General features: G+C 63.0%; 27 protein-coding genes. 16 read left to right on the top strand and 11 right to left on the bottom strand.

Annotation, left to right across the window (positions count from 1 at the left end):
• Positions 1-16: 16 nt before the first annotated feature.
• From NUV79_RS16175 to NUV79_RS16145, 7 genes are all read right to left on the bottom strand, one after another.
• Positions 17-658, bottom strand: a complete 642-nt coding sequence (locus tag NUV79_RS16175; protein WP_257734113.1) for a dienelactone hydrolase family protein — start codon at positions 656-658, stop codon at positions 17-19.
• A complete protein-coding gene (locus NUV79_RS16170; RefSeq protein WP_257734112.1) occupies positions 658-897 on the bottom strand; it encodes a DUF2171 domain-containing protein in 240 nt (79 codons plus the stop codon). The genes NUV79_RS16175 and NUV79_RS16170 overlap by 1 nt, the downstream gene beginning before the upstream one ends.
• Before the next feature lie 551 nt (positions 898-1,448).
• A complete protein-coding gene (locus NUV79_RS16165; protein ID WP_257734111.1) occupies positions 1,449-1,694 on the bottom strand; it encodes a hypothetical protein in 246 nt (81 codons plus the stop codon).
• Between the two features lie 17 nt (positions 1,695-1,711).
• Positions 1,712-3,952 carry a xanthine dehydrogenase family protein molybdopterin-binding subunit gene (locus NUV79_RS16160; RefSeq protein ID WP_257734110.1) on the bottom strand — a complete coding sequence of 747 codons (2,241 nt, stop codon included), beginning with the start codon at positions 3,950-3,952 and terminating at the stop codon, positions 1,712-1,714.
• Positions 3,953-3,962: 10 nt separating this feature from the next.
• On the bottom strand, positions 3,963-4,988 hold the full coding sequence (locus NUV79_RS16155; RefSeq protein WP_257734109.1) for an FAD binding domain-containing protein: 1,026 nt from the start codon (positions 4,986-4,988) through the stop codon (positions 3,963-3,965).
• Entirely contained in the window at positions 4,985-5,500 is a 516-nt protein-coding gene (locus tag NUV79_RS16150; RefSeq protein ID WP_257734108.1) for a (2Fe-2S)-binding protein, read from the bottom strand. Before NUV79_RS16150 ends, NUV79_RS16155 begins: the two co-directional genes overlap by 4 nt.
• A gap of 109 nt (positions 5,501-5,609) precedes the next feature.
• Complete coding sequence (locus tag NUV79_RS16145; protein WP_374679286.1) at positions 5,610-6,728, bottom strand: catalase family protein; 1,119 nt, start codon at positions 6,726-6,728, stop codon at positions 5,610-5,612.
• 278 nt (positions 6,729-7,006) lie between these two features.
• Here NUV79_RS16145 and NUV79_RS16140 point away from each other — a divergent pair, with 278 nt between their 5' ends.
• Both NUV79_RS16140 and NUV79_RS16135 read left to right on the top strand, forming a co-directional pair.
• Positions 7,007-8,800 (top strand): thiamine pyrophosphate-requiring protein, encoded by a 1,794-nt coding sequence (locus tag NUV79_RS16140; RefSeq protein ID WP_257734106.1) that lies wholly within the window; start codon positions 7,007-7,009, stop codon positions 8,798-8,800.
• A gap of 64 nt (positions 8,801-8,864) precedes the next feature.
• A complete protein-coding gene (locus tag NUV79_RS16135; protein WP_257734105.1) occupies positions 8,865-9,464 on the top strand; it encodes a flavodoxin family protein in 600 nt (199 codons plus the stop codon).
• A 44-nt stretch (positions 9,465-9,508) separates the two neighbouring features.
• On the opposite strand, the gene NUV79_RS16130 is transcribed toward NUV79_RS16135, so the two are convergent.
• The gene (locus NUV79_RS16130; protein ID WP_257734104.1) at positions 9,509-10,453 is read right to left on the bottom strand and encodes a cation diffusion facilitator family transporter; all 945 of its coding nucleotides are present in this window, start codon (positions 10,451-10,453) and stop codon (positions 9,509-9,511) included.
• 573 nt (positions 10,454-11,026) lie between these two features.
• Positions 11,027-12,073 carry a PAS domain-containing protein gene (locus NUV79_RS16125; protein WP_257734103.1) on the bottom strand — a complete coding sequence of 349 codons (1,047 nt, stop codon included), beginning with the start codon at positions 12,071-12,073 and terminating at the stop codon, positions 11,027-11,029.
• A 1,067-nt stretch (positions 12,074-13,140) separates the two neighbouring features.
• Here NUV79_RS16125 and NUV79_RS16120 point away from each other — a divergent pair.
• The 3 genes from NUV79_RS16120 to NUV79_RS25310 all read left to right on the top strand — a co-directional run bounded on the left by NUV79_RS16120 (position 13,141) and on the right by NUV79_RS25310 (position 14,717).
• Positions 13,141-13,338 carry a DUF3606 domain-containing protein gene (locus NUV79_RS16120; protein ID WP_173044585.1) on the top strand — a complete coding sequence of 66 codons (198 nt, stop codon included), beginning with the start codon at positions 13,141-13,143 and terminating at the stop codon, positions 13,336-13,338.
• A complete protein-coding gene (locus NUV79_RS16115) occupies positions 13,335-13,529 on the top strand; it encodes a hypothetical protein (protein ID WP_257734102.1) in 195 nt (64 codons plus the stop codon). The genes NUV79_RS16120 and NUV79_RS16115 overlap by 4 nt, the downstream gene beginning before the upstream one ends.
• Before the next feature lie 597 nt (positions 13,530-14,126).
• Positions 14,127-14,717, top strand: a complete 591-nt coding sequence (locus tag NUV79_RS25310) for a CinA family protein (protein ID WP_374679281.1) — start codon at positions 14,127-14,129, stop codon at positions 14,715-14,717.
• On the opposite strand, the gene NUV79_RS16110 is transcribed toward NUV79_RS25310, so the two are convergent.
• Positions 14,714-15,121, bottom strand: coding sequence for a GFA family protein (locus NUV79_RS16110; RefSeq protein WP_257734101.1), 408 nt, complete (start codon positions 15,119-15,121; stop codon positions 14,714-14,716). The genes NUV79_RS25310 and NUV79_RS16110 overlap by 4 nt on opposite strands.
• 508 nt (positions 15,122-15,629) lie before the next feature.
• Here NUV79_RS16110 and NUV79_RS16105 point away from each other — a divergent pair.
• Together NUV79_RS16105 and NUV79_RS16100 are read left to right on the top strand one after the other, a co-directional pair.
• Positions 15,630-16,463: a transglutaminase-like domain-containing protein gene (locus tag NUV79_RS16105; RefSeq protein ID WP_257734100.1), complete on the top strand. Its 834-nt coding sequence runs from the start codon at positions 15,630-15,632 to the stop codon at positions 16,461-16,463.
• 75 nt (positions 16,464-16,538) lie between these two features.
• Entirely contained in the window at positions 16,539-16,730 is a 192-nt protein-coding gene (locus NUV79_RS16100) for a CsbD family protein (RefSeq protein ID WP_173044595.1), read from the top strand.
• A gap of 95 nt (positions 16,731-16,825) precedes the next feature.
• Here NUV79_RS16100 and NUV79_RS16095 read toward each other — a convergent pair whose 3' ends face one another.
• Complete coding sequence (locus NUV79_RS16095; RefSeq protein ID WP_173044597.1) at positions 16,826-17,329, bottom strand: YciE/YciF ferroxidase family protein; 504 nt, start codon at positions 17,327-17,329, stop codon at positions 16,826-16,828.
• Positions 17,330-17,487: 158 nt separating this feature from the next.
• On the opposite strand from NUV79_RS16095, the gene NUV79_RS16090 reads away from it, so the two are divergent.
• The 9 genes from NUV79_RS16090 to NUV79_RS16045 all read left to right on the top strand — a co-directional run bounded on the left by NUV79_RS16090 (position 17,488) and on the right by NUV79_RS16045 (position 22,376).
• Positions 17,488-17,787: a PepSY domain-containing protein gene (locus NUV79_RS16090; protein WP_257734099.1), complete on the top strand. Its 300-nt coding sequence runs from the start codon at positions 17,488-17,490 to the stop codon at positions 17,785-17,787.
• Positions 17,788-17,823: 36 nt separating this feature from the next.
• Positions 17,824-18,390 (top strand): hypothetical protein, encoded by a 567-nt coding sequence (locus NUV79_RS16085; protein ID WP_047577867.1) that lies wholly within the window; start codon positions 17,824-17,826, stop codon positions 18,388-18,390.
• 310 nt (positions 18,391-18,700) lie between these two features.
• Positions 18,701-19,093, top strand: a complete 393-nt coding sequence (locus NUV79_RS16080; protein ID WP_257734098.1) for a hypothetical protein — start codon at positions 18,701-18,703, stop codon at positions 19,091-19,093.
• Entirely contained in the window at positions 19,072-19,674 is a 603-nt protein-coding gene (locus NUV79_RS16075) for a PIN domain-containing protein (RefSeq protein ID WP_257734131.1), read from the top strand. The genes NUV79_RS16080 and NUV79_RS16075 overlap by 22 nt, the downstream gene beginning before the upstream one ends.
• Positions 19,675-19,975: 301 nt before the next feature.
• The gene (locus NUV79_RS16070) at positions 19,976-20,296 is read left to right on the top strand and encodes a plasmid stabilization protein (protein ID WP_257734130.1); all 321 of its coding nucleotides are present in this window, start codon (positions 19,976-19,978) and stop codon (positions 20,294-20,296) included.
• 122 nt (positions 20,297-20,418) lie between these two features.
• Positions 20,419-20,634, top strand: coding sequence for a KGG domain-containing protein (locus NUV79_RS25305; protein ID WP_374679285.1), 216 nt, complete (start codon positions 20,419-20,421; stop codon positions 20,632-20,634).
• A gap of 72 nt (positions 20,635-20,706) precedes the next feature.
• Positions 20,707-21,195 (top strand): hypothetical protein, encoded by a 489-nt coding sequence (locus NUV79_RS16055; RefSeq protein WP_257734097.1) that lies wholly within the window; start codon positions 20,707-20,709, stop codon positions 21,193-21,195.
• 113 nt (positions 21,196-21,308) lie between these two features.
• Positions 21,309-22,157 carry an SDR family oxidoreductase gene (locus tag NUV79_RS16050; protein ID WP_257734096.1) on the top strand — a complete coding sequence of 283 codons (849 nt, stop codon included), beginning with the start codon at positions 21,309-21,311 and terminating at the stop codon, positions 22,155-22,157.
• 9 nt (positions 22,158-22,166) lie between these two features.
• On the top strand, positions 22,167-22,376 hold the full coding sequence (locus NUV79_RS16045) for a hypothetical protein (RefSeq protein ID WP_257734095.1): 210 nt from the start codon (positions 22,167-22,169) through the stop codon (positions 22,374-22,376).
• The last annotated feature ends 173 nt before the right edge of the window (positions 22,377-22,549 follow it).

Below are 22,549 nucleotides of genomic sequence, written 5' to 3'. Positions count from 1 at the left end.
CTCCCGGCCAAGCCCGTCACAGGTGCTCCCGCAAAAACGCCTGCGTCCTCGATATCGCGTCAGGCCAGCTCGCTACGGAGAGCCCGTGTCCTTCGTCTGGATAGATGTGGCTCTGGACCTGGCCGCCATTGCTCTTGATCAGTTTCTCGATCGCGCCGGCGTTCGATACCGGAACGACGCGGTCGGCGTCCCCATGCAGAATGAGCGTAGGAGGAAATGATGCCCTCTCCAATCCTGCCGGGAGGAAACCGAAGAAGTCAACGACAGCCTTGACCCTGCTGTCGCGAGCGGCGAGTGCCAGAGCCAACGCTCCGCCGAGCGAGAAGCCGACAACAGCGAACCGATCCTGTCTTTCGACCTTGATGGCCTCGATCGCTTCAAGCCAGATCGGAAACTTGGTCTTGATCTCACAGTGGCGGGCTCGGCGATCGCCCGTTGCCTGGAAATAGCGCGGTAGCCAGACACTGTAGCCGGCGGCGACGATCATCTGCGCGGCGAACTCGTATCGACCGCCGTTGGTCAGACCATCGGAGCCGTGAAGAAGGATGACGCTGCGTCCAGGAGCCATCGGCCCGAAGCGATCGACCGCGATGCTCGCGTGAGCCGGGCCAGCGACGATTGTCGCGCCTACGCTTGCCACGAAATGGCGTCTGTCCATCAGTCGGTGGCCTCGGACCATCGCTCTTTCGCCTCAGTAGCCGGGACGATCAGCTTGATCGTGTCGCCTTCGATGCCGATGACGAGCCCCAGGTCGATGTAGTGGTGAGCGCCGCCCGACTCGGGGTCATTCTTCTTGAGTTTGATGAGCTGGCCGCTCAGAGCGTCGACGGTTCCGACGTGACCTCCATCGGATCCGATCACGCGCTGGCCTTCCTTAATCTGCTCGACGAACATCATCGCTGGATTTCCTTCCTGAAGCTGTCCCGGAGCAACGGAGGGTCGTGTGCGGAGGTTCCGCCCGGCGCAGCGGAACCATCGCTCGCCCGCGAAGTTTGCAGCGGCGATGCAGTTCGTCAGGGCAGGCGTTATGGGTGCGGACGGATTTCGGTGCGATAGTTGCGGCTCGCCTAGTATCGCCGTGCCCTCGGACCTACGGCCCACCAGCGATGTGTGTTGCGGCGGCTGCTCCCGCCGCCTAGCGACCTGGTCGGAGTATCGCGCCTTCGTGGCGACGGCAGTCAGAAAGGGCGCGAAGGGCCGTCGGCCCCTCGTCGCTGATCCGCTCTCCGCATAGGTTTCTCTCGCGGCTGTGAAAGCTTGGTGAGCCCGACGGCGCCCTTTTGCCTGCGATGAATAAAGACGAGCTGCAATGTCGAAATGCATCAGGCTGTTGAGCGGTCGGGAACTCAGGCACCTCACGGCAGCGAAAGCCTATTTCAGCGGACTGCGCGAAAGCACCCCGATCGGATCTCCAGTTGCCTTCGACGCGGCATTCTGCCGGAAGCTGCTCAGGTCTTGCGCAACTTGCCGAGGTTCCCTGGAAGGCCCGACAACCGAAGATCGTCCGGACGGTTCAACCCCTCCGCCGGCTCGGGTCCATGATTGTTCGCTCCCTTGTGCTCCTCATCCCAGGCTCGGATAGCTGCGACCAGACCGGCATGTTCGGCCGCGGAAGGAGAGCCCTTGGGCGCATCTGAAAGCGAGCTCGCCCGCGCGACCGCCGCCTCGTAGTCGTCGTGGTTCGAGATTTTCACGCTATTCTCCTTTCCCGTCATGCAGCCAACAGCTTGTCGATGGTCATGGGAAGATTGCGCAGGCGCTTGCCTGTCGCGTGGTGGATCGCATTCGCGATGGCGGCCGCAGTGCCGACGATGCCGATCTCGCCGAGTCCCTTGACGCCGATCGGGCTCGCCTTGTCGTCGTGCTCTTCGACGAAGACCACGTCGATGTCGTAGATGTCGGCGTTTGCCGGGACATGATATTCGGCCAGCGAGTGGTTCACGATGCGACCGAGGCGATGATCGGTCAGGGTCTCCTCATGCAGCGCCATGCCGATGCCCCAGACCACACCGCCTATGATCTGGCTGCGGGCGGTCTTGGGATTGAGAATGCGGCCGGCCGCGACCGCATTGACGATGCGCGTGACACGTATCTGCCCGAGTTCCTCGTCGATCCGAACCTCCGCGAACACGGCTGAATGAGTGTAGGAGGCGTAGCGCATCGCCCCGATCAAGCCGGGGCTGGCGCTCTTCTCCGCCTCCAGTTTCGTTTCGCCGGACGCCGCAATGACCTCGGCCAGAGAAACGGATTTCGCGGGATTGGTTCGTAGGAGTATGCGGCCATTCGCGAACGCGATGTCATCCTCGCCGGCATCCGCGAGCGGCGAGCCATCGACTTTCCGCGCCAGCTTGAAGAGCTGCGCCTGCAACTCTTGGCACGCTGCCATCACAGCGCTGCCAGCTGAGGCCGCCGTCCACGACCCGCCCTGCACCGGCGAAGCCGGAAGGGTAGAGTCTGCCAGCCTCACGGTGACCTGTTCCATCTCCAGGCCAAGCGTCTCGGCGCCGATCTGGCTCAGGATGGTGTAGGTTCCAGTGCCGATGTCGGAGGTCGCGCAGGAGAGCTCCAGGCGGCCATCGGCCGTGAAGACCGCGCGCGCGGCTGTCTTCATCATGCCTGCCTCCCAGACGCCGCTTGCCATGCCCCAGCCGATCAGCTCGCGGCCGTCGCGCATCGAGCTCGGCTGTGCGTTGCGCTTGCTCCAGCCGAACCGTGCTGCGCCCTCGCGATAGCAGGCCCGGAGCTCCTTCGAGGTGAAGGCCTTGCCATTGTTCTCATCATGGTCAGTGTAGTTCCGCAGGCGCAGATCGATCGGGTCGATATTCGCGGCGATCGCCAATTCGTCCATCGCGCTTTCGAGCGCGAACAGACCGAGCGGTGCGCCCGGCGCCCGCATGTCTCCGGGAGAGTAGATGTCGAGCTTGGCCAGTTCGTAGCGCAGGTCGACATTAGGCGCGTGGTAGAGCATTCCCGACCAGTTGACGACGTTCTCCTGGTGATCCTCGAACTGCGAGGTCGCGGCGACCGCGTGGTGCTGGATCGACACCAGCTTGCCGCCGGCATCGGCGCCGAGCGACACGGCATTGATCGTCTCCGGCCGGTGGACGTGGCTGAACATTTGCTGACGCGTCAGCTCGACGCGCACCGAGCGTTCGAGCGCCAGTGACGCCATCACGGCGAGGAAGAGCTGGTGCTGTGGGCGCAGGCCGGAGCCGAAGCCTCCACCGACGTAAGGCGCGACAACGCGGACTTCGTCGCTCGAAAGCCCGAAGACGCTGGCGACATAGGCTTGGCTGTTCTGCACGCCCTGAGTCTTGTCGTGGACCGTGATCTTGCCCTTCCCCTCCCAGATCACAGTCGTCGCGTGCGGCTCCATCGGATTGTGGTGCTCGGCCGCGATGGAGTACTCCGCACTGACGCGGACCGTAGCCTCGCTGAACGCTCTGACGGCATCCCCGCGCGGGTCGGGCGGAGGGGCGATGCCCATGCGCTTTTTGGGGGGCTCGTAGGCATCGCTGCGGGCGATGCTCAAATCCGTCATATGCGGTTCCTCCTCGTAGGAGACCGAGACGAGAGCGGCAGCTTCGCGGGCGGCGTCGAAGCTGGTCGCCACGACCAACGCGATGGGCTGCCCGCTATACTGGATCTCGTCGCTGTAGAGGGGGCGGAAGGGCGAGCCGGGAGGTCCGACCTGGTCGCGGTACTTGTAGGTGAACCAGGCGGTCTGAGGCCGATTTTCGTGCGTGAAGATCTTGATCACGCCGGGTGCCGCTTCCGCCGCGCTGACATCAATCGAGCGGATGCGCCCGCGGGCGATCGAACTCTCGACGATATAGCCGTAACCGAGACATTCGGCGGCGAACTCGGCCGCGTAGGTCGCGGCGCCGGTTACCTTGGCCGGCCCATCCACGCGGTTGCGGGGAGAGCCGATATGCGGATCGTTTCTCAGCATGGCGTTCTCCTCACGCGATCCGCTTGTCGGTCAAGGACTGCGGTGTGCCGGCCGCCGCCTGAGACAGCGCGCGAACGATCGCGCGGCGCGCGAGATCGATCTTGAAGGCGTTGTGTTCGTGCGGCTGGGCGCCTGCGAGCAGGATATCGGCGGCGCGGGAGAAGGGTGCGTCGTCAGTGGACATGCCAACGAGAACCTCCTCGGCTTCCAGCTTCCGCCACGGCTTGTGCGCGACGCCGCCCAGCGCCAGCCGCGCCGCAGCGATCCGCCTGCCGTCGACCTTCAGTGCCGCCGCCACCGAGACCAGCGCGAAGGCGTAGGACAAGCGGTCGCGCAGTTTCAGGTAGGTGTAGTTCCCGGCGAAAGCTGACGCCTCTCGCGGCAGCGTTACCGCGACGACGATCTCGCCTGGGCGCAGGGTGTTGTCGCGCTGAGGTTCGTCTCCGGGAAGGCGATGGTAGTCGGCGAAGGCGATCCGCCGCTTGCCATCCGGCCCGACAACCTCGACCTCAGCATCGAGCGCTGCCAATGCGACGCACATGTCCGAGGGATGCGTCGCGATGCAGTAGTCGCTTGCACCAAGGATGGCATGGATGCGGTTGACGCCACCGATCGCGCTGCAGCCCGAACCCGGTTCGCGCTTGTTGCAGGGCGTGGCGACGTCGTTGAAGTAGTAGCAGCGGGTGCGTTGGTTGAGATTGCCGCCCGTCGTGGCGGCGTTCCGCAATTGCGGCGTCGCACCTGCGAGCACGGCATGGGCCAGCAGCGGATAGCGCGCGTTGATGCGCTCGTCATAGGCGACGTCGCTGTTGGGCACGAGCGCGCCGATGCGCAGCCCGCCATCCGGGGTCTCGGAGATGCCGCGCAGTTCGTCGAGACGGGTCACATCGACCAGTTCACCCGGGCGCTCTACCTCGTATTTCATCAGGTCGACGAGGTTCGTCCCTCCTGCGATGATCGCTGCGGCCGGGTTGCCCCGGAGATGTGAGATCGCGTCCGCAAGTGTTTCTGCGCGATGATAGGAAAAGCGGTTCATTCAGCGGCCTCCCGACTTACGCCCGAGCGCTGGACCAGCACGTCCTCGATCGCGTCGACGATGTTGGGATAGGCGCCGCAGCGACAGATATTGCCGCTCATCAACTCGCGGATCTCGTCTCGCGTGGCGGCATGCCCTTCCTCGATCAGCGCGATGCCGGAGCAGATCTGTCCAGGCGTACAGTAGCCGCACTGGAAGGCGTCGCGCTCGATGAAGGCCTGCTGCAACGGGTGCAGTTGGCTGGCCTGCCCGACGCCCTCGATCGTGGTGATCTCCTTGCCATCCTGCATGACGGCAAGCTGAAGGCACGAATTGATGCGACGGCCGTCGATGAGTACGGTGCACGCGCCGCATTGCCCGTGGTCGCAGCCCTTCTTCGTTCCCGTCAGGCCCAGATCGTGCCTGAGCAGGTCGAGCAGCGTGTTCGACGCCTGCACCGCAATGCGGCGCGGCTCGCCATTGATCGTGATCTGGATTTGAATACCGGGCGAGCCGGGTTGGGTCTGGGACATCCGGAACGCTCCGATCCGATGATGACGACCCCCCGGCCGCTGATGAGGTTCAACAGGGCGCCTCGATTGAAGTTCCCTGGAATTGGAATAGCTCGTGCGTCGTCGCCGCTCAGGCGGGCAGATCGACGTCCTCCAGTTTTCGAGGCTGGTGCATCGGGCAACCGCTGTGCTCGGATCGGAAGCGCGCCGAGCTGCGATAGGCAGCCTTGCGCAACCGCATGATCGAACCGAGCGGACGATGCGCCGCGAGCCCATGCCAGGGACTGAAGAACTGACCGTCATCGATCGCGCGCGACTTCTCCTCGTTCCAAGCGACCTGCGAGGGGGCACTGATCGTCGCGACGGTCCGATATGGACTCTGTTCCTCCGGCCACTCGACGCTAGCGTCCTCGATCGGCATCGTCTCAAGGTCGGTGCAGAGCTGGACGCGGAGCTCCCAGCGGCCGCCATGATGGGCGAAGAAGGCGTTGCAGGCCTCGCGAAGCCCGTCCGGGTGCCCAAAGACCTTGACCGGCTGATCGGTGAGGCTGGTCAATTCAGGGAGGACGGGGACGAGCTGGACCTTGGCCATGTAATCCCCAAACAGGATCGGCGCGGCGCTGAAATAGGTCTCTCCGAGCGGATGGACCGCAGGGTGGGCGCCGAGCTGCTTGAGCGTCGCGCTCTCGCCGCCAACAGCTTCGACCGCGCTCTCGATGCCGCGGAGGGTGTAGCTCAGGGCCTTCTTCAGGAACTGTAGCTTGTCTGTCGTCGCGGCGAGCAGTTTCAGCTTACCCAGGAAAGCCTTGCCGGTGGGAGCGGCGAAGACGGGGCCATTGACGAACACGAAATCCTGGACGACGTCATTCTCCGAACCCGGCAGCCTTTCGCCCTCAACCCCGATCACCTTGAACGCCAGACCGCGAGGCACCGAGACGTCGTCGTCGAGGACGTCGCCGGGGATCGTCGAGAGCCGCATGATGACGGGGTAGCGGCCGGGCGCGGAAAACAGGCCCTGGGCGAGTTCGGGCGGAAGGTCCGGGGCTACCGCCAGTTCCCCTTGGAGCAGCGCATGGCTCTTGGCGTGGACGCTGCGCAGCGCAAGACCCTCTTCCTTGAATGTCGTTTCGCTGATGCTGCGCAGCGTCGAAACGAGCCCATCCTCCGTCGCGCGCTCCTGCGGCTCGGGTTGTTCGAACTCTGGATGATAGACCAGAGGCGGGGTTGGTAGCTCGCTTTGGCGGGACATTGGGGGCTCCTGGGTGAACCCTTGCCAAACACCATTCGAGCTCGACCAGTTCCAGACCATCGACTTTGAGCGCCGATGCGCCCCCGTACGGAGCTGCGCCCTGATGCGGTCCTTGATAATTCGAGTATCCGCGCATCGTCTCACTGCGGCCGCTGCAAAAGGGGAACATCCCTTGAATCGGGCTGTTCTGCTCAGAGTCAAAGCGCTGGGGGAACTGCGCTCGTAGACGGCGGGAACCATGTCCCGCGTCTGCGCTGCCCAATCCTCTGGAGAGCATAATGGTCCGCACCGTCTCGGATTTCATCTGGAGCCGACTGCACGAATGGGGTGTCAGGCGTGTGTACGGCTACCCCGGTGACGGCATTGGCGGACTGATCGCGGCCCTGCGGCGGCGAGAGAAAGACATCGAATTTGTCCAGGCCCGGCACGAGGAGATGGCGAGCTTGATGGCATCGGGCGAGAGCCGCTTCACCGGAAAAGTCGGAGTGTGCATCGCCACGTCGGGACCGGGAGCTGTGCACCTTCTGAACGGCCTCTACGATGCGCGGCTTGATCACCGTCCCGTCGTGGCGCTGGTCGGGCAGCAGGCTCGCTCGGCGATGGGCTCCCACTATCAGCAGGATCTCGATCTTCAGTCGCTCTTCAAGGATGTTGCGGGCGCCTATATCGAGACAGCTTCTGTCGCTGCTCAGGTGCCTCATCTCATTGATCGGGCCTTCCGGATAGCCGAGGCGGAACGTCGCGTGACCTGCGTCATTCTGCCGAACGATCTTCAGCTCGAAACCATGGAAGAGCCGACGCGCGAGCACGGTATGACCCATTCCGGTGTCGGGATCGAACTTTCGCCCGTGGTCCCGGCAGGGCCGGCTCTGCAGCGCGCGGCCGATGTGCTCAATGCAGGACAGAAGGTCGCTATCCTGGTTGGAGCCGGTGCACTAGGCGCGACCGATGCCGTGCTCGCCACGGCGGAGAAGCTGAAGGCCGGCATCGCCAAAGCGTTGCTCGGCAAAGCCGCTGTCCCGGACGACGTGGCGTTTTGCACCGGGTCGATCGGATTGCTGGGCACAAAGGCCAGCTGGGATCTGATGCAGGGCTGCGACACGCTGCTGATGGTCGGTTCGGGCTTTCCGTATACGGAATTCTTGCCGGCGCCGGGACAGGCCCGCGGCGTCCAGATCGACATCGATGCAGGCATGTTGGGTTTACGCTATCCGATGGAGGTCAACCTCATCGGCGACGCCGAGGCAACGCTGGAGGCTCTCATCCCTCTGCTGAAACCCAAGGCGGACGGCGAATGGCGTACGACGATTGAGGCGAATGTCAGCGAAGCCTGGCAAGAAGCCCGGGACAGCGCATCGGTTGAGGCCTCGCCGATCAATCCCCAGCGCGTGGCATCGGAATTGTCGGATCGCCTTCCGGACCACTGCATCGTCACCGCCGACAGCGGGACCACGACCGTCTGGTATGCCCGGCATCTCCGATTTCGGCGCGGGATGATGGGATCTGTTTCCGGAACTTTGGCCACGATGGGCTGTGCCATTCCTTATGCGATTGCAGCGAAGTTTGCGCATCCTGGCCGGCCTGCGATCGCTCTAGCCGGCGACGGCGCGATGCAGATGAACGGTATGTCCGAACTCGTGACGATTGCGAAATACTGGAAGCGGTGGAGTGATCCCCGCTTGATTGTCATGGTGCTGAACAATCGCGAGCTGGCCTATGTGACCTGGGAAGAGCGCATCCAGGCCGGCGACCCAAAATGGCCGACCAGCCAGGATCTTCCTGATATCCCGTACGCCGATATCGCGAAGCTCATGGGTCTGGGCGGGCGTCGCGTCGAAGACCCCGAGCAGGTCGGGCCGGCATGGGACGAGGCCCTCGCAGCCGACCGCCCCTTCGTTCTCGACATAGTCACCGATCCAAACATTCCGCCGTTACCGCCTCACATTACCTTCGCTCAGGCGCGTGGATTGGCGGGCGCCCTGATTAGCGGCGATCCCGAAACCGGCAACGTGGTCACCAATACCGCGCGTTCGCTCATCGGGACGCTTTTGCCGTCGCGAAAAGATCGCTGAGTACCCCCGCCGCAGGTGGGTTCGCCAGAACGGCCTTCAGCCTCAAAAACGATTGGATTTCCAAATGACGCTCAAGATCTTGGCTCTCAATTGTACCCTGAAATCCGAAGGTGAGTCTTCAACCCAGCGCATCCTGGAATTGGCTCTCGATGAGTTCCCCGACAACTGTAAGCAGGAAATCGTTCGAGTCGCCGCGCTCAACATCAAGCCGGGTGTCTCCTCCGATGAAGGGAAAGGCGACGACTGGCCGGCACTCAGGCGCAAGATCGATGCTTGCGACATCCTGCTGATTGGCACCCCGATCTGGCTCGGGCAGACGTCGAGCGTCGCCAAGCGGGCGCTGGAGCGCATGGATGCGTTCCTCGACGAAGCGGACGATCAGAACCGAACGCCTGCCTACGGCAAAGTCGCTGCCATCGCGGTCGTGGGCAACGAGGACGGAGCCCACCACGTCTCCGCCGAAATCGCCCAGGCATTGTTCGACGTCGGGTTTACGATCGCGGCGGGCGGCCCGACCTATTGGGTCGGCGAGGCGATGGGCAGCGTGAACTTCATCGATCTCGACGAAATTCCTGAAACGACCGCCAAGACGAACCGCATGCTCGCGCGCAATGCAGCACATCTAGCCGGGTTGCTGAAGCGGCATGCCTATCCGGGGTACTGAGAGAAAAGAACGCCGTTGGGGCGCTGCCCCGGCGAACTCGAACCTTACTCGCCCAACTGGGCCCGCCTTTTTCGCCACGTGGCAGAAGTCTGCGGCTTCACAAAGACCGAGACGATGTCCGAGCGGCGTTTCCTCAACCTCGCTTCGATGCGCTCCACGCAATCCTCGATATCACCGGTGGATCTGTCATCCTTGAATTCGAGACTGAGAGCCACGACGATCTGGTCGGGCCCCAGATGAACCGTTGTCAGGCCGTTGACACGCTCGATATCCGGATCACCCTCGACCGCATCCCTGATCTCTTCCTGCACATGGGGCAGAGCGGCTTCCCCGATAAGCAAGGCCTTGCTTTCCCGTGCGAGGAGCACCGCGGTGGCCGCAAGAATGATGCCGATCAGGATCGAGGCCACTCCATCGAGCTCGGGCCGCTCGAAGTAGGCCGCTGCGCTAATGCCAATGAAAGCGATGAGCAAGCCTAGCAGTGCTGCGGTGTCTTCGAACAGCACCGTGAAGACGCTCGGGTCCTTGCTCTGGCGCACGGCGGCGAAATACCCCAGTGAGCCGTTGGCCTCCCTGAACTCCTTCAACGCAATCCGCCAGGAATAGCCTTCGAACAGGGCCGAGAGGCCGAGCACGACATAGTTCGCGGTCAGGTTCGTTGCTGGATGCGGCGTAACGACATGCGTCACGCCCTCGTACAGCGATACGCCGGCCCCAATCGCGAAAACCAGCAGCGCAACAATGAAGCTCCAAAAATAGAGTTCACGGCCATGCCCGAAGGGATGCGTGAGATCGGGTGGCCGAGCGGCCCGATTCAAGCCATAGAGCAGAAGCGCGCCATTGCCTGTGTCGACCAAGGAGTGGACGCCCTCCGACAGCATCGCCGAGCTGCCCGTCCAGGCCGCAGCGATGAATTTGGTCACCGCGATCAGGAGATTGCCTGCCAGCGCCGCATAGATGACTTTTCGTGATCCCGAATGCGCCGCCATGCCGCCTCCCGCCTCGGCGCAACGAGCGGTCACGACAAGGGTTCCCGACCCGCATCGACGAGCACAAATAGAGGATGGTCTCCCGTCGCCTTTGCTCAGAGGACCCGTCGAGCGCCGCTCTGCTACGCGACAAGCGTGCCGCGTTTTCGTCAAGCTCGCGTCCCCCGATGCCCTGATCGAACTCCGACGACGTGAGGCAGATTTCCCCGAACCCGAAGCCCCGGCGCAGGCGAGGCTGCTCTAAGTCGCGGCAGCGCGGATCCCCTCTCCAGATCACACGCCGAGACGCAATCGATCAACGGAAAGGAGGGCCGGCGTGACCAACCCGGCGGCGAGCATGATGACGACAAACGTCCTCAGCCAGACGGCGCGGGTACGGGGTGAAAAGATCCAAGAAATCTGCATGCTTTTGCGACGTCACTGGCCGGTTTTAGCGGAACGCCCCATCCAGCCGTGAAGTGTGGCAGTGGGTGAATATCGGAGTGCGCCCGCATAGTAGGCGACCTTGCCGATCAGTGCTCTCGAGGCGGCCCGAGCGCCGGGAACGCGATGCGTCGAGGTTAACATTCCCGATTAGGCGGCTAGTTTGGCGGCGTCCATTTCGATTTCTGCGACGAGGCCGGAAGCGCGCCAGTCGAATTCCATGCGGGCGCCGAGCTGCGATTTGGCCGCGCGGTCGACGAGCAGGCTGCCGAACCCCTGCCGTTGGGGATTGCTTACGATCGTAGGCCCCCCTTGCTCCTCCCATCGCAGTAGAACGCGTTCGCCGGCAGCCCGGACGGTTACCCGCACCTTGCCGGCATTGGTAGAAAGAGCTCCGTGCTTGACGGCGTTCGTGGCGAGTTCGTGGAACACGAGGGCAATGGCGGTCGACGACGACTGGCCCACTTCGACTTTGTCGCCGTGAACTTCGATACGGCTCTTCCCGCCGCCGTTGTACGGCGCGACCAGACGGCCGATCAGTTCAGAGAGAATGTCAGGTGAATGGTCGCCCACTTTTTTGAGGACGATGCTATGGGCTCGGCTGAGGGCCGAAATCCTTCCGACAATCTCGTGGGCGAAGTCAGCCGCTGCTGGCTCCTCCCGCGCAGCCATCGATATTAGGCTGCCGATCACGGTGAAGATGTTGTCGATGCGATGCTGGAGTTCGCGGGCAATCAACTCGCGCTGCTCCTCCGCAGTGCGGCGGGCCGTGATGTCGATATGGGCTCCAATGAGCTTCATTGGCTTCCCGGCATCGTCACGCTGGATTTCGGCCTTGGCCAGAATCCATCGCAACTCCCCGTCCGCGGGCCGAATAATCCTGTATTCGGCCTCGTACTCGCTGTCGGAACCGAAAACGCTGCGATGGAAGTGGCTGACGACACGCTCGCGGTCTTCCGGATGAATCCGCGCGACCCACGCCTCGTGCGTTTCGTCGGCCGCCTCGGGCGGCAGGCCGTGAACCGCGAGATACTCCGGCGAGCGCTTATTGCGAAACGCACCTTCTCGGAGGTCGACCTCGAGGCCACCGATCTGGCCGATACGCTGGACGCGCGCAAGCTCGGCCTCTCGCGAGCGCAATTGTCTGAGGGCCTCGTCTAGCGGCAATTTGCCCCCCCTGCTCAAACTGATATTCACTTCGGTAACCGTCGCTGTTGCCGTTCGCTACCGTTTTCTTGCGATCGGCGACCGATAACCGGCTTGCAGATCCTACACTCGATCTTTCGCGGAGACCTTCCAGGCGCCGGCTGTGATTTGGCGCCCGGAGCTTGCCGTAGACGAAAACTCTACTGCGGCGCATCGCCTCGGCAGATGCAGCGAGCGCATGCGGTGAACCTCGTTCGCTCGCGGAGGAACCAAAGAAGTGCGGCTGAGTTCTTCGCCGTCTGGACAGGGCTTTCTGCAAAATGGCGCAAGCGTTGGTCGTGTGTCGGGTGGGCACGCAGTGGGCATTCCGTGATGTGACCGGAGCGTTCTACGGGCATTCTTCTGAACTGCATTCCACCATGGAATTGGCGCAGCACATGGCTGCGCGGGCTGGTAGCCATGTCGTCCTCAGCGCAGAGGCAGACGAGGCGCTTCGCTCCTCGACATGTTCCAAGGGGTTTGACTCCGGACGGGCCGCCGAGAAAAAACCTCGTCCTCGTTTCGGATTGCTATGGGCGCGCCTTGGACAAGTGCGGCGGAGAAAGTGAAACCGACAGTCGACGGGTTCACGGTCGCTCTGCCTTGGTACGAGCCCGAGGACTTGGAGCAGCTCTGGTATCTCGCGCATGAAAGGCGGAGATGCCGAAGGGTTACGACTTCTGGCACGCTGCTGCGACGAGGGTCATCAACGAATGGCTGGCTCGTGGAAGGGGGCTTGAGATCGTTAGGCTAAAGCCGGACGAGTTCCTTTCGTGGCCCGACGCGCAGGGGCTGCCGAATACCGCCGCCTCACGCTTGAAGTACGTCGAGGAGCGAGCATCGGGAGCTCAAGGTCCTTCCCCAAACGGCACGCCTGAGGGCCAGCCCAACCTGCCGCCGTCGGTGCATTAGCACCGGACTCGACACTGTTGTTCCCCGAACACGTCGACCTGTGTGTAAGGTCAGCCAGAGACCGTCGCGATATGATTGGGGACGCCACCCAGGCGCCGCTGCCAGCAGAAATGGCACCTCGGAACTAGTAGCCTCGCGATCCATTGATCCGCTCAAGGGAGGATCGAATGGCAGACGACAGGACCAACCGCGGCTACCGGGACCGCTCTCGCATCGATGTGAGTGAAGACTTTGAAGTCCGCTACTGGACCGACAGGCTCGGCGTTTCCAAATCGCAGCTTGAGGAAGCAGTCCGAGAGGTCGGCCCCACGGCGGAAGCCGTGGAAACCGAACTTCGCAGGAAGACCCTGGCGGCCGGTCCGTGAACGAGACTCTCACGATCCGCAGACTGGGTGACGACTGGCTCATTTGCGAGCCCGGCTCGCGCACCCGCATTGTTTCGCCCGGCAGCGGCGTGGTGGAGCACATCGTGGCCGACTGGAACGCAGAGGAGACGAAGCCTGTGAATATCGATTCGATCGCGGCCTACGAAGCGGCGGCGGCCAAAATCCACTAGCTTGCTGATGCCAGAGAAGGGTCGCCGGAGGCGGCCGAGTTGGCTGCTTTGGTCGCGGCGGTGAAGAATTGGGAGGAGCGCGGGCAGGGCGCTGGGGCAACGCCAGCTCCCGGAAATTACAAAACGCCCGCGCGGCCGGGCCAGCCAGGCAATGAGCGTGAAGAGAGGCAAGGCCCCAATCCCCGCTCAGCCCACTCCAGCAGTCCCCATCCGCCATACGACGTCAACGATCAGGAGGGCGCGGCGGCGGAAAAGCATGCCGCGGGGGCATCCGATCACCAGGAGTCGGCGGCGCCCGCCAATCGCCCGAGCGGAAACATCAGGTCGACATAGCACGAGCGAACGGCCATCTCACATGACGACGGATCCAATTCGGACCTTCGAGGAACTTGCGCTGGCCTTGAAGCGCTTCGAGGAGCTGTTCGGAGCCGCCGAAGGGTCTCCCGCGGCTAGCGAGCTGCGGAGTGTGTCCGCGCGCCTCAGGAGCTTCGAAGACAGGGTCGCGGCCGCACTGGCAGCTCAAAAGATCCGATCGCGGTGCACACTCGATCGATTGTCAGCCTACTGTCAGAAGCCAGCGAACTCGCCGTAGCCGGAATGCCATCGCCAGACCCCCCGTACCCCTCCGGGCCAAACCATAGCTCTGACGAGGCGCGCGTCAGCGGACTAAGCGTAGATAGGCTTGAAAGTGCTGGGATATTGGCTGAGCGCCTCATCTCGCTCTGCCTTGCGAGAAAGGAGCGCGTTGTGGTGGCGGAATCGTGCACCGCCGGCTTGCTCGGCCAGACGCTCTCATGCTGTTTCGGCGCTGCGACTGCCTTCGAGGGCGGTTTCCTGACTTATACCAAGGAAGCCAAGTCGCAGATGCTGGGTGTACCGAGGGATTTGCTTAGGGGCTGCACCGCGGTTCACCGCCGCGTCGCAGTCTCGATGGCCGAGGGGGCGCTCGCACGGAGTCCCGGCACGGTCTCTCTGTCGGTTACCGGGGTTACCGGCGACGCTCCAGACGAGGACGGCAACCCAATCGGTCGCGTGATTGTAGGTTGCGCGACCGCAGCAGGGACGCAGACAATCCACTGCGAGTTCGGACGACTGACTCCGTCCGCGCTCAATCAGTTGGCGGTCGCTGCCGCGCTGGCATTCGCCCTGCGCCAACTCGGAGATGAGAGTGTCTCTCCAGCCTTCTAAACCTTCGCGCCGTCGCGGTTGCCCTCGAATTGGTCCGTGCCCTGCAGGGCCGACAGCCAGTGCTCCCGTCGTAGCACCCACAGCTCGTACTGCGGGGTAAGCGTGCTCGGAGCGTCGTCGAGCGAACCGATGCGGATCTCGATCTCGTTGCTGCCATCGCTGGACGAGAAGAGCGTCGACCCGCAACTTGGGCAAAATGTCCGGTGATCGGTCGAGCTTGTCCACTGACTGGTCTCGCCCGTCACTCGAACCGCGTCGCTTGGCCATACCGCGAAGGTCATAAAAGCCGACCCCGTCTCGCGCCGGCACGTCTGGCAGTGACAGAGGCCAGTCCTGGTCGGGTTCCCGGCCGCCCGGTAGCGCACCGCGCCGCAATTACAGCCGCCGCTCCTTACCAACGCCATCGGCGCTACTTCTTCACGACCGGGCGGCCCGGGTCGATCGGGCTCCAAGAGGCGGAGGGCTTCCGATCGCCGTCCTCCGTCGCGGGAGGAGTTTGTTGAGCGGGTTTGGGCTGCCCCGCCGCAGGCGTGCCCGAGCCGGGCCGAGGCCTGCTGTCCGTCGCTCGTCGAGGTTGGCCGACTGTGTCGTCCTTGGGGTTGGACATTGCGCTTCCTCCACGTGTTCTCCGCGAAGAATTGCGAACGCGTTGTTTGGTTCCGCGAAAAACAGGAGGGCTAGGACGGCTTCCTGCCTCGTGAACTCTTTCGGCGGCAAGATCGGAGCATCGCATGCCTCCGCCATTTCAAGACCGAACAGCGTTTCGCCCTCGGGATCGGGCGAAACGTCAGGCAGCTGCGGCAAGTCAAGAAATTGGACCCGCTCAGATGCCTGACATCTCGCCAAGGGCGTGAAGGAACAGCAGGCATCCCCGAGGTGTTGCGATCTCACCGTCACCCTCGGGATCGCAGCATGGAAATCCGCGTCGGCTACCGCATAGAGATCACCACGACGCAGCCTCTGTCGTGCATGACGCTGCTCGACCCGCACCTCAGCCGCAGGGGCGATGTGGTCGGCGCCCCGACGCCTCGAGTCACGTCGCTTGGCGACGGCACTGACGTTCCGGTCCGCGAATACATCGACGGGTTCGGGAACAGGTGCCGGCGGCTCATCGTGCCCACGGGCGGCGCACTCTTCACAAACGACATGATCGTCCGTGATGCTGGCGTCCTCGACCAGTGGGACAAGGACGCGCCGGAGGTCCCCCCGGACGACCTGCCGTCCGAGATACTCGAATTCATGCTGTCGAGTCGGTACTGCGAGGTCGACGAGTTGTTGGCCACGGCATGGAGCCTGTTCGGCAACTTCGCCCCTGGCTGGAATCGCGTCCAGCAGATCTGCAACTACGTCAACGCGCAGATTGGGTTCGACTACCAGTTCGCCAGAAACACGCGGACCGCTGCGCAGGCGATGAATGAGCGTGTCGGCGTCTGCCGTGACTTCACACACCTCGCCATCGCGCTATGCCGGGCCATGAATATCCCCGCCCGCTACTGCAACGGATTCCTCGGCGATATCGGCGTTCCGCCGGACCCCGCGCCGATGGACTACAACGCTTGGTTCGAGGCGTATCTCGGCGGCCAGTGGTACGTTTTCGATGCGCGCCACAACGTCCCGCGGATCGGTCGCATACTGGTGGCACGAGGACGGGACGCTGCCGACATCCCCATGATCCACACTTTCGGACCTCACATGCTCCAGCGCTTCGAGATCGTAACCGAGGAGGTCGTCGCCGCCGCGGTGTGATCCGGAACATCCCAAATAAGGTGGCGTTGGAGCCCACGACGCCGCATGGGCGGTAAGGTTATAGGAGATGCTCCGATGGGTAGCACGACCGACAAGATCAAGGGCATGGCCAACGAGGCCGCCGGTAACGTCAAGCAGGCCGCCGGCAAGGCGATGGACAAGCCCGGGCTGCATGCAGAAGGCGTGGCGCAGGAGCGTAAGGGCGAGGCCCAGCAGGCGCTCGGCAAGGGCAAGGAAGCCGTGAAGAACATCGTCGACAAAGCCTGAACGTCTGCGTTTTCGCAGGTGGGGCGGTCGCCGAAGGGCGCCCGCCCTTTTTTCTTTTGAAGCCTCGGCGAGAGCATCGCCGAGGCTTCGCAGCATCAGGCGGCCTTCGCCACGGCAGCGCTGTTGGCCGGACCGCCGAGCTGCGTCAGCGTCTTGTCGGTCTTCGTCTCCTCGGCGAGCGTGGCGTCCAGCAGCTTCACTGCGTCCTTGTGGCCAAGCTGCTGCGCCCACGCTTTGAGCGTGCCGTAGCGGGCCATCTCGTAGTGCTCGACAGCCTGCGCGGACGCCACCAGGCCAGCGTCGATCGCGGGGCTGTCGCCGTAATCCTCGATGACCGCCTTACCTTCCTCTATGATCCCGAGGATTGCGTCGCAGGTCTTGCCGCGCGGGGCCTTGCCAATCAGTTCGAAGACCTCCGCGAGGCGCTCGACATGGCCCTCGGTCTCATCGCGATGGGTTTCGAAAGCCTTCTTGAGCTCTGCGGACTGCGCCGCTTTCGCCATCTTTGGCAGGGTCTTCAGGATCTGCTTCTCGGCGTAATAGACGTCCTTGAGCATGTCGTGGAACAGGTCGTCGAGCGGCTTCGGGGTCGTGGCCATGGTCGTTCTCCGGCGATGAGTGGGTGGTGGAGGCCAAACGGGCGCCAGGCCCCCGTGTTCCTTCCCATTTGAAGGCAGGGGCTTGGAACTTTGGTGGTCAACTTGCCGTTTGGTTGTGCATCGCGGCAAACGCCGCCGCCTGCCTAATGGAGACCATCATGAAAAAGCTGCTTATCGCAACGTTGATCGCCTCCGCGACGTGCTTCGCCGCCCTGGCCCAGACGTCGACGACATCGCCCATGCCGGCGCCCAAGGCCGATGCCGACAAGAACGCCCCGCTGCCGGGTGCCAACAGCTTCACCGAGGGCCAGGCCAAGAGCCGCCTGGAGTCAAACGGCTATTCCAACGTCGGCGCCCTCAAGAAGGACGACAACGGCGTCTGGAAAGGAACGGCCACTCATTCCGGTGCGCAGGTCAATGTGTCCGTCGACTATCGCGGCAATATCACCCGCAACTGATCCGTACCGCTCGCACCCCGAACTTTGGAGAACGACATGACCCGCACCCTGACCCGATCCTACGATAGCCACGCCACGGCCCGTTCGGTCGTCGAACAGCTGGAGGCAGCCGGCGTTTCGAGCAGCGACATCAGCATCGTCGGCCGAGATGGCGAGACCGGTGAGACCAATGCCGCAGAGGGCGCCGGCATCGGCGCGGGCGTCGGCGGCGCCGCTGGTCTGCTGACCGGTCTCGGACTTCTCGCGATTCCCGGCGTTGGTCCCGTCGTCGCGGCCGGTTGGCTGGCGTCCACGGCGGCGGGCGCCGTCGCCGGTGCCGCCGCCGGCGGACTGGTCGGATCCTTCGTGAAGGAAGGTCACGACGAGGACGAGGCCAACTATTACGCCGAGACGGTTCGCCGCGGCGGCTCCGTGGTTTCCGTCCGAACCAAGCCGGAGCACGAGGCCACCGTCCAGGCGATCCTCGACGGCGCCACGCCGATTGACCGCTCGACCCGCGAGGCCGACTACCGCGCTGGCGGCTGGTCGCGTTTCGATGAGAACGCCGATCCGTATGTCCGCGACGCCACGGCGGCCGGGCGCGTGCCGCCAGCGGTCATCTGATCGAGCCCACCCTCGGATTGATGAACGGCCCCGGTAATCCCGGGGCCGTTCCGTTGGCAGGGCGTTGGTGACAATGGAGTCTAATGTTCGCGGCTATTGCCGAGGATGCGTTTTGATCTAGCACGAGAGACAGCTTTTAACCCCCTCAAGACCTACCAATGGGCATGCGAAGGCCTTTGTGGGTGGTAGGCCTACCAACGCCGGATTCGGGCGTTCCTGACCAGGCTTGATGACCCACGGGCGGCCACGTCCCGGAATTCATGTGAATCCATGCATTCCAAATGATATGATGCTCTCTCAGGAGGTTCTGATGACCGCAGTAAGAGAGAAGGCGTTTTCAACATCGCTAACTGGCGATGTCGCGATGCGCGTCAAAATGATTGCACATCGCGAGAACCGCTCACAGGCGAACGTTATCGAGAGTGCCGTGAAGGCGTTCACCCTCCTGCCCAAGGAGGTTCGTGACGTCCTCCTTGATGCGAGCTCGGATGCCGACAAGGGCCGCAAGCGTCTGGCCGAGATCGGCCGGCGGATCCTGTATCAGGATGCGGTGCAGCGGTTCGGCGAGGCGATCGAGAAGGCGGCCAGCCAGATGAAGATCGAGGCGGATCCGGAGGACTATGACGACGCGGTCATCACGGAGAGCTATCCGCGACGTCCCCGCTTCGGGTCGTCCTCGATATCAATTTCTTCGTCCGACTAGCTAAGGCCAGTCTCCAGAAACGATCCAATACCGCCGTTCAGCGCGTATTTTCCGCTATCGCGGCGGGCTGGATCTCCGGACGACCGGTGCAGCTCGTCGCGTCGTTTCAGATGATCGACACGCTCTCGCAGGTCCTTCAACGCCTATCGGTGGAGGATGACGTTGCCGATGAGGTCGCCCGGACCGTGATTGACATGATGGCGAGGGGGCCAGAACAGCTAAGCCCCTATGTGATCCTCGGCGGCAGTCCTGATCTGACGCTCAAGGACGCTGAAGACGGCGGAGGGCTCGCCACAGCGTTCGCTGCCCGCGCCAACTTGCTCGTCACCGACAATCTGGCCGACTTCATGCCGGCTGGATGCGAGTGTTTCCAAACATCGACTATGCGGCTGACCGATGGCACCGAACGGATTCTCACCTGCCAGATCGTAAAGCGGAGCGACGGCCATGAGATCGTGGTCGCGCACCCTGTCGATGTCCAAAACTGGGTCGGCAAGCAGCTCGATGCGACAACGGACAATGTGCGAGCTTTGTTCACCGGACGAAAGCACGTTCCCGCGAGCTCGCAGAAACAGCCGTAGACGCAAGCTCTAGTATGGTAGGCAGGGGTCAAAACCGCTGCCCTACCAATCCGCTGCTGGCGCCTACTCCGCCGCAATTGCCGCCAGCTTGGTAGCGACTGGTATCTCGACCAAGGGGTATAAAAGGCGCGGAACTCCACGACGAAGCCGATCTCAACGCCAAGATCGATCCGCATTGCTTTAAGGTCATGCTCGTCGGCCTTCGGTGGCTGCCACGCGCGGAGGCAAGATGAGGTGGGTTGGAACCTTTGCCGTAGGCTGCTGTTCGCAAGGTTTAACCACCCAAACTGTGGAGGCAGGCATGCCACGGGGTGAAAAATCCAAATACACGGACAAACAGGAGCGCAAGGCCGACCACATCGCCAAGGGCTACGAGAATCGCGGAGTTTCCGAGAAGGAAGCCGAGCGCCGGGCGTGGGCGACCGTCAACAAGGATGATGGCGGTGGGAAGAAGGCGGGCGGGTCCGGCCGCGGGAAGGAAACCGGCCATCCCGCCGCGCATAAGGGCGGCGAGAAGGGCGGCAAGGCTTCCGCCGAGCGCAGCGCCGCCGATCGATCGGCATCGGCAAAGAAGGCGGCGGCGACGCGAAAGCGCAATGCCGAGCACAGAGCTAACCACTGAAAAGAGGTTGGAACAGCCCGGCGCCTGGGTGGTTCACTCCATGACCGCTCAATCGGTCGTCTCACCTCAAACCGAGATTCTCCGATTTTTCGGAGAGCAATATATGGAGCGAGTGATGGCTCATAACCAAGGCTTCGCCAACAACCCCCGACAAGGCCCGCGAGGCGGGTAATAAGGGAGGCGAGCACAGCCACCAGAACGAGCGCGGGCAGCAGTCCGCATCGAATAGCGATCGCCACCAGAGCGGATCGGACGGCACCGAGCGTGGCGGAACGGGCAACTTTGCCAGTGCCCGCGAGCGCGCGTCGGAAGCAGGTCGCAAGGGCGGCCAGAACTAAATCAGCGTCGCAGTGCGAATTGGGTTGGGCGGGTCCTTCGGGGCTCGCCCTTTTCACAGTAGGGAGGCCAGAATGCTTCAAGTTCAGAAGATCACCCGAACATACGAGACGTTCGAAGACGCCCGAAATGTCGCGGTCCGCCTGGCCGAGGCTGGCATTCAACCAGAGAGCATCGGCCTTCTCGGGCAGCAAGCCGGCGGAGACGACAATACGGCTTCAGCGGCGGGAGTAGGAGGCGCTGCTGGTGCCGCAACGGGGCTCGCTCTTGGCTTGGGCGCCCTGACCATTCCGGGCGCCGGGCCGATCATTGCGACCGGCTGGTTCCTGTCCGGCGCGGTTACCGGCGCATTGGCAGGAGGCGTTTTGGGCGCGCTTGTCGATGCCGGTGTACCGGCGAATGACGCCGAACGTCACGCCAGCGAACACGCGCTGGGTCGGTCTGTTGTCTCCGTGCGTGTAGAAGAGCCCGACGTCGCGCTGGCAACGCGGATCATGGATGCCGCAATGCCTGTTGAAGCAAGTGAAGCTCCTCAAGCCGACCTCGCTAAGGTCGTATCCTGACGCCCATTCTCGGCCGCAAAGGGGGAACTAGTCCTGGCCGAGACGGTTCGACGACAAAGCGCTGGGGGGCGATTAGCTGCGGCAGCGCCGCGGCCCGACGTAAGGAATGTCGAATGCTCAAAGATGCCATGATCCACGAAGACGGCCTTCCGGGGCATGAATTCGCCCTGACACCGAAGCCGGACTGGGAGCCGCGCTATCCGGGAAGCGATCGTCTCAAAGGAAAGGTCGCGCTCATCACGGGAGGGGACAGCGGCATCGGCCGAGCGGTTGCCGCGCTTTACGCTCGCGAAGGAGCGGACGTCGCCTTCGTTTACCTGAGCGAACGTGATGACGCGCAAGAGACGGTGCGCATCATTGAGCAAGAGGGGCGGCGAGCCATCGCGATCGCTGGCGATATCGGTGACAAGGCGTTCTGCAGCACCGCCGTGTCACGGACGATCGAGCAATTTGGGAAGATCGATATCCTGGTCAATAACGCCGGCGAGCAGCATCCGGACAAGGATATCACTGACATCACCGAGGAGCAGCTTCGCCGGACGTTCCAGACCAACATCTTCGGCATGTTTTTCATGACGCAGGCGGCGCGTCCGCATCTGAAAAGTGGCGCCGTCATCGTCAACTGCACATCGATCACCAGCTACCAGGGTTCCAGCGAGCTGCTTGATTACAGCTCGACAAAGGGCGCCATCACGTCGTTCACGCGAGCCCTTTCAGAGAACCTGGTTGGGAAGGGAATACGTGTGAATGCGGTGGCTCCCGGGCCGATCTGGACGCCTCTCAACCCGATGGGCGGAGCAAGCCCCGAGAAGCTGAAGCATTTTGGCAAAAGCACGCCGATGAAGCGGCCGGGACAGCCGAACGAGGTCGCGCCTAGTTTCCTGTTCCTGGCTTGCGACGATTCTAGCTACATGTCCGGTCAGGTGCTTCACCCGAACGGCGGCACGGTCGTGAACGGGTAGGTCAGGCCAATGGCGATCGACAGACCACCCCCGCCCAAAGCAAGAAAGGCAGCTATCGGCGTCGCTGTCGTGGTTGCCTTAATCATCGTGGCGATATTCATCGGCTTCAACCTGAACCATGCTCAGACGCAGCGTCAGCTGCAATCCGGCCGCGTCGATCCAAGAGATGCTCCGAAGAGCCCCACGGATCTGCAGGCGCCGAGGCCTCCTCAAAAATGAATACGCTACGCTGAAGACGAAATATATGGGGGAGGACGCCGAGTTATTGATCCAGCGGCTTACGGCGCTCGATCGATACCGCGCCAAGCCGGCGGTCATTTAGGTGGACTCAGAGGTGTGAATTTCACCTCGGAACTTGACTCCTTGAAGGCGATCGTTCTCATAATGTTCTC

This window comes from Allobosea sp. 47.2.35 (genome assembly GCF_024655635.1).
In the GTDB taxonomy this organism is placed as follows: domain Bacteria; phylum Pseudomonadota; class Alphaproteobacteria; order Rhizobiales; family Beijerinckiaceae; genus Allobosea.
The sequence above is the reverse complement of the archived record's forward strand: the minus strand, read 5'-3'. Positions and strand labels throughout refer to the sequence as shown.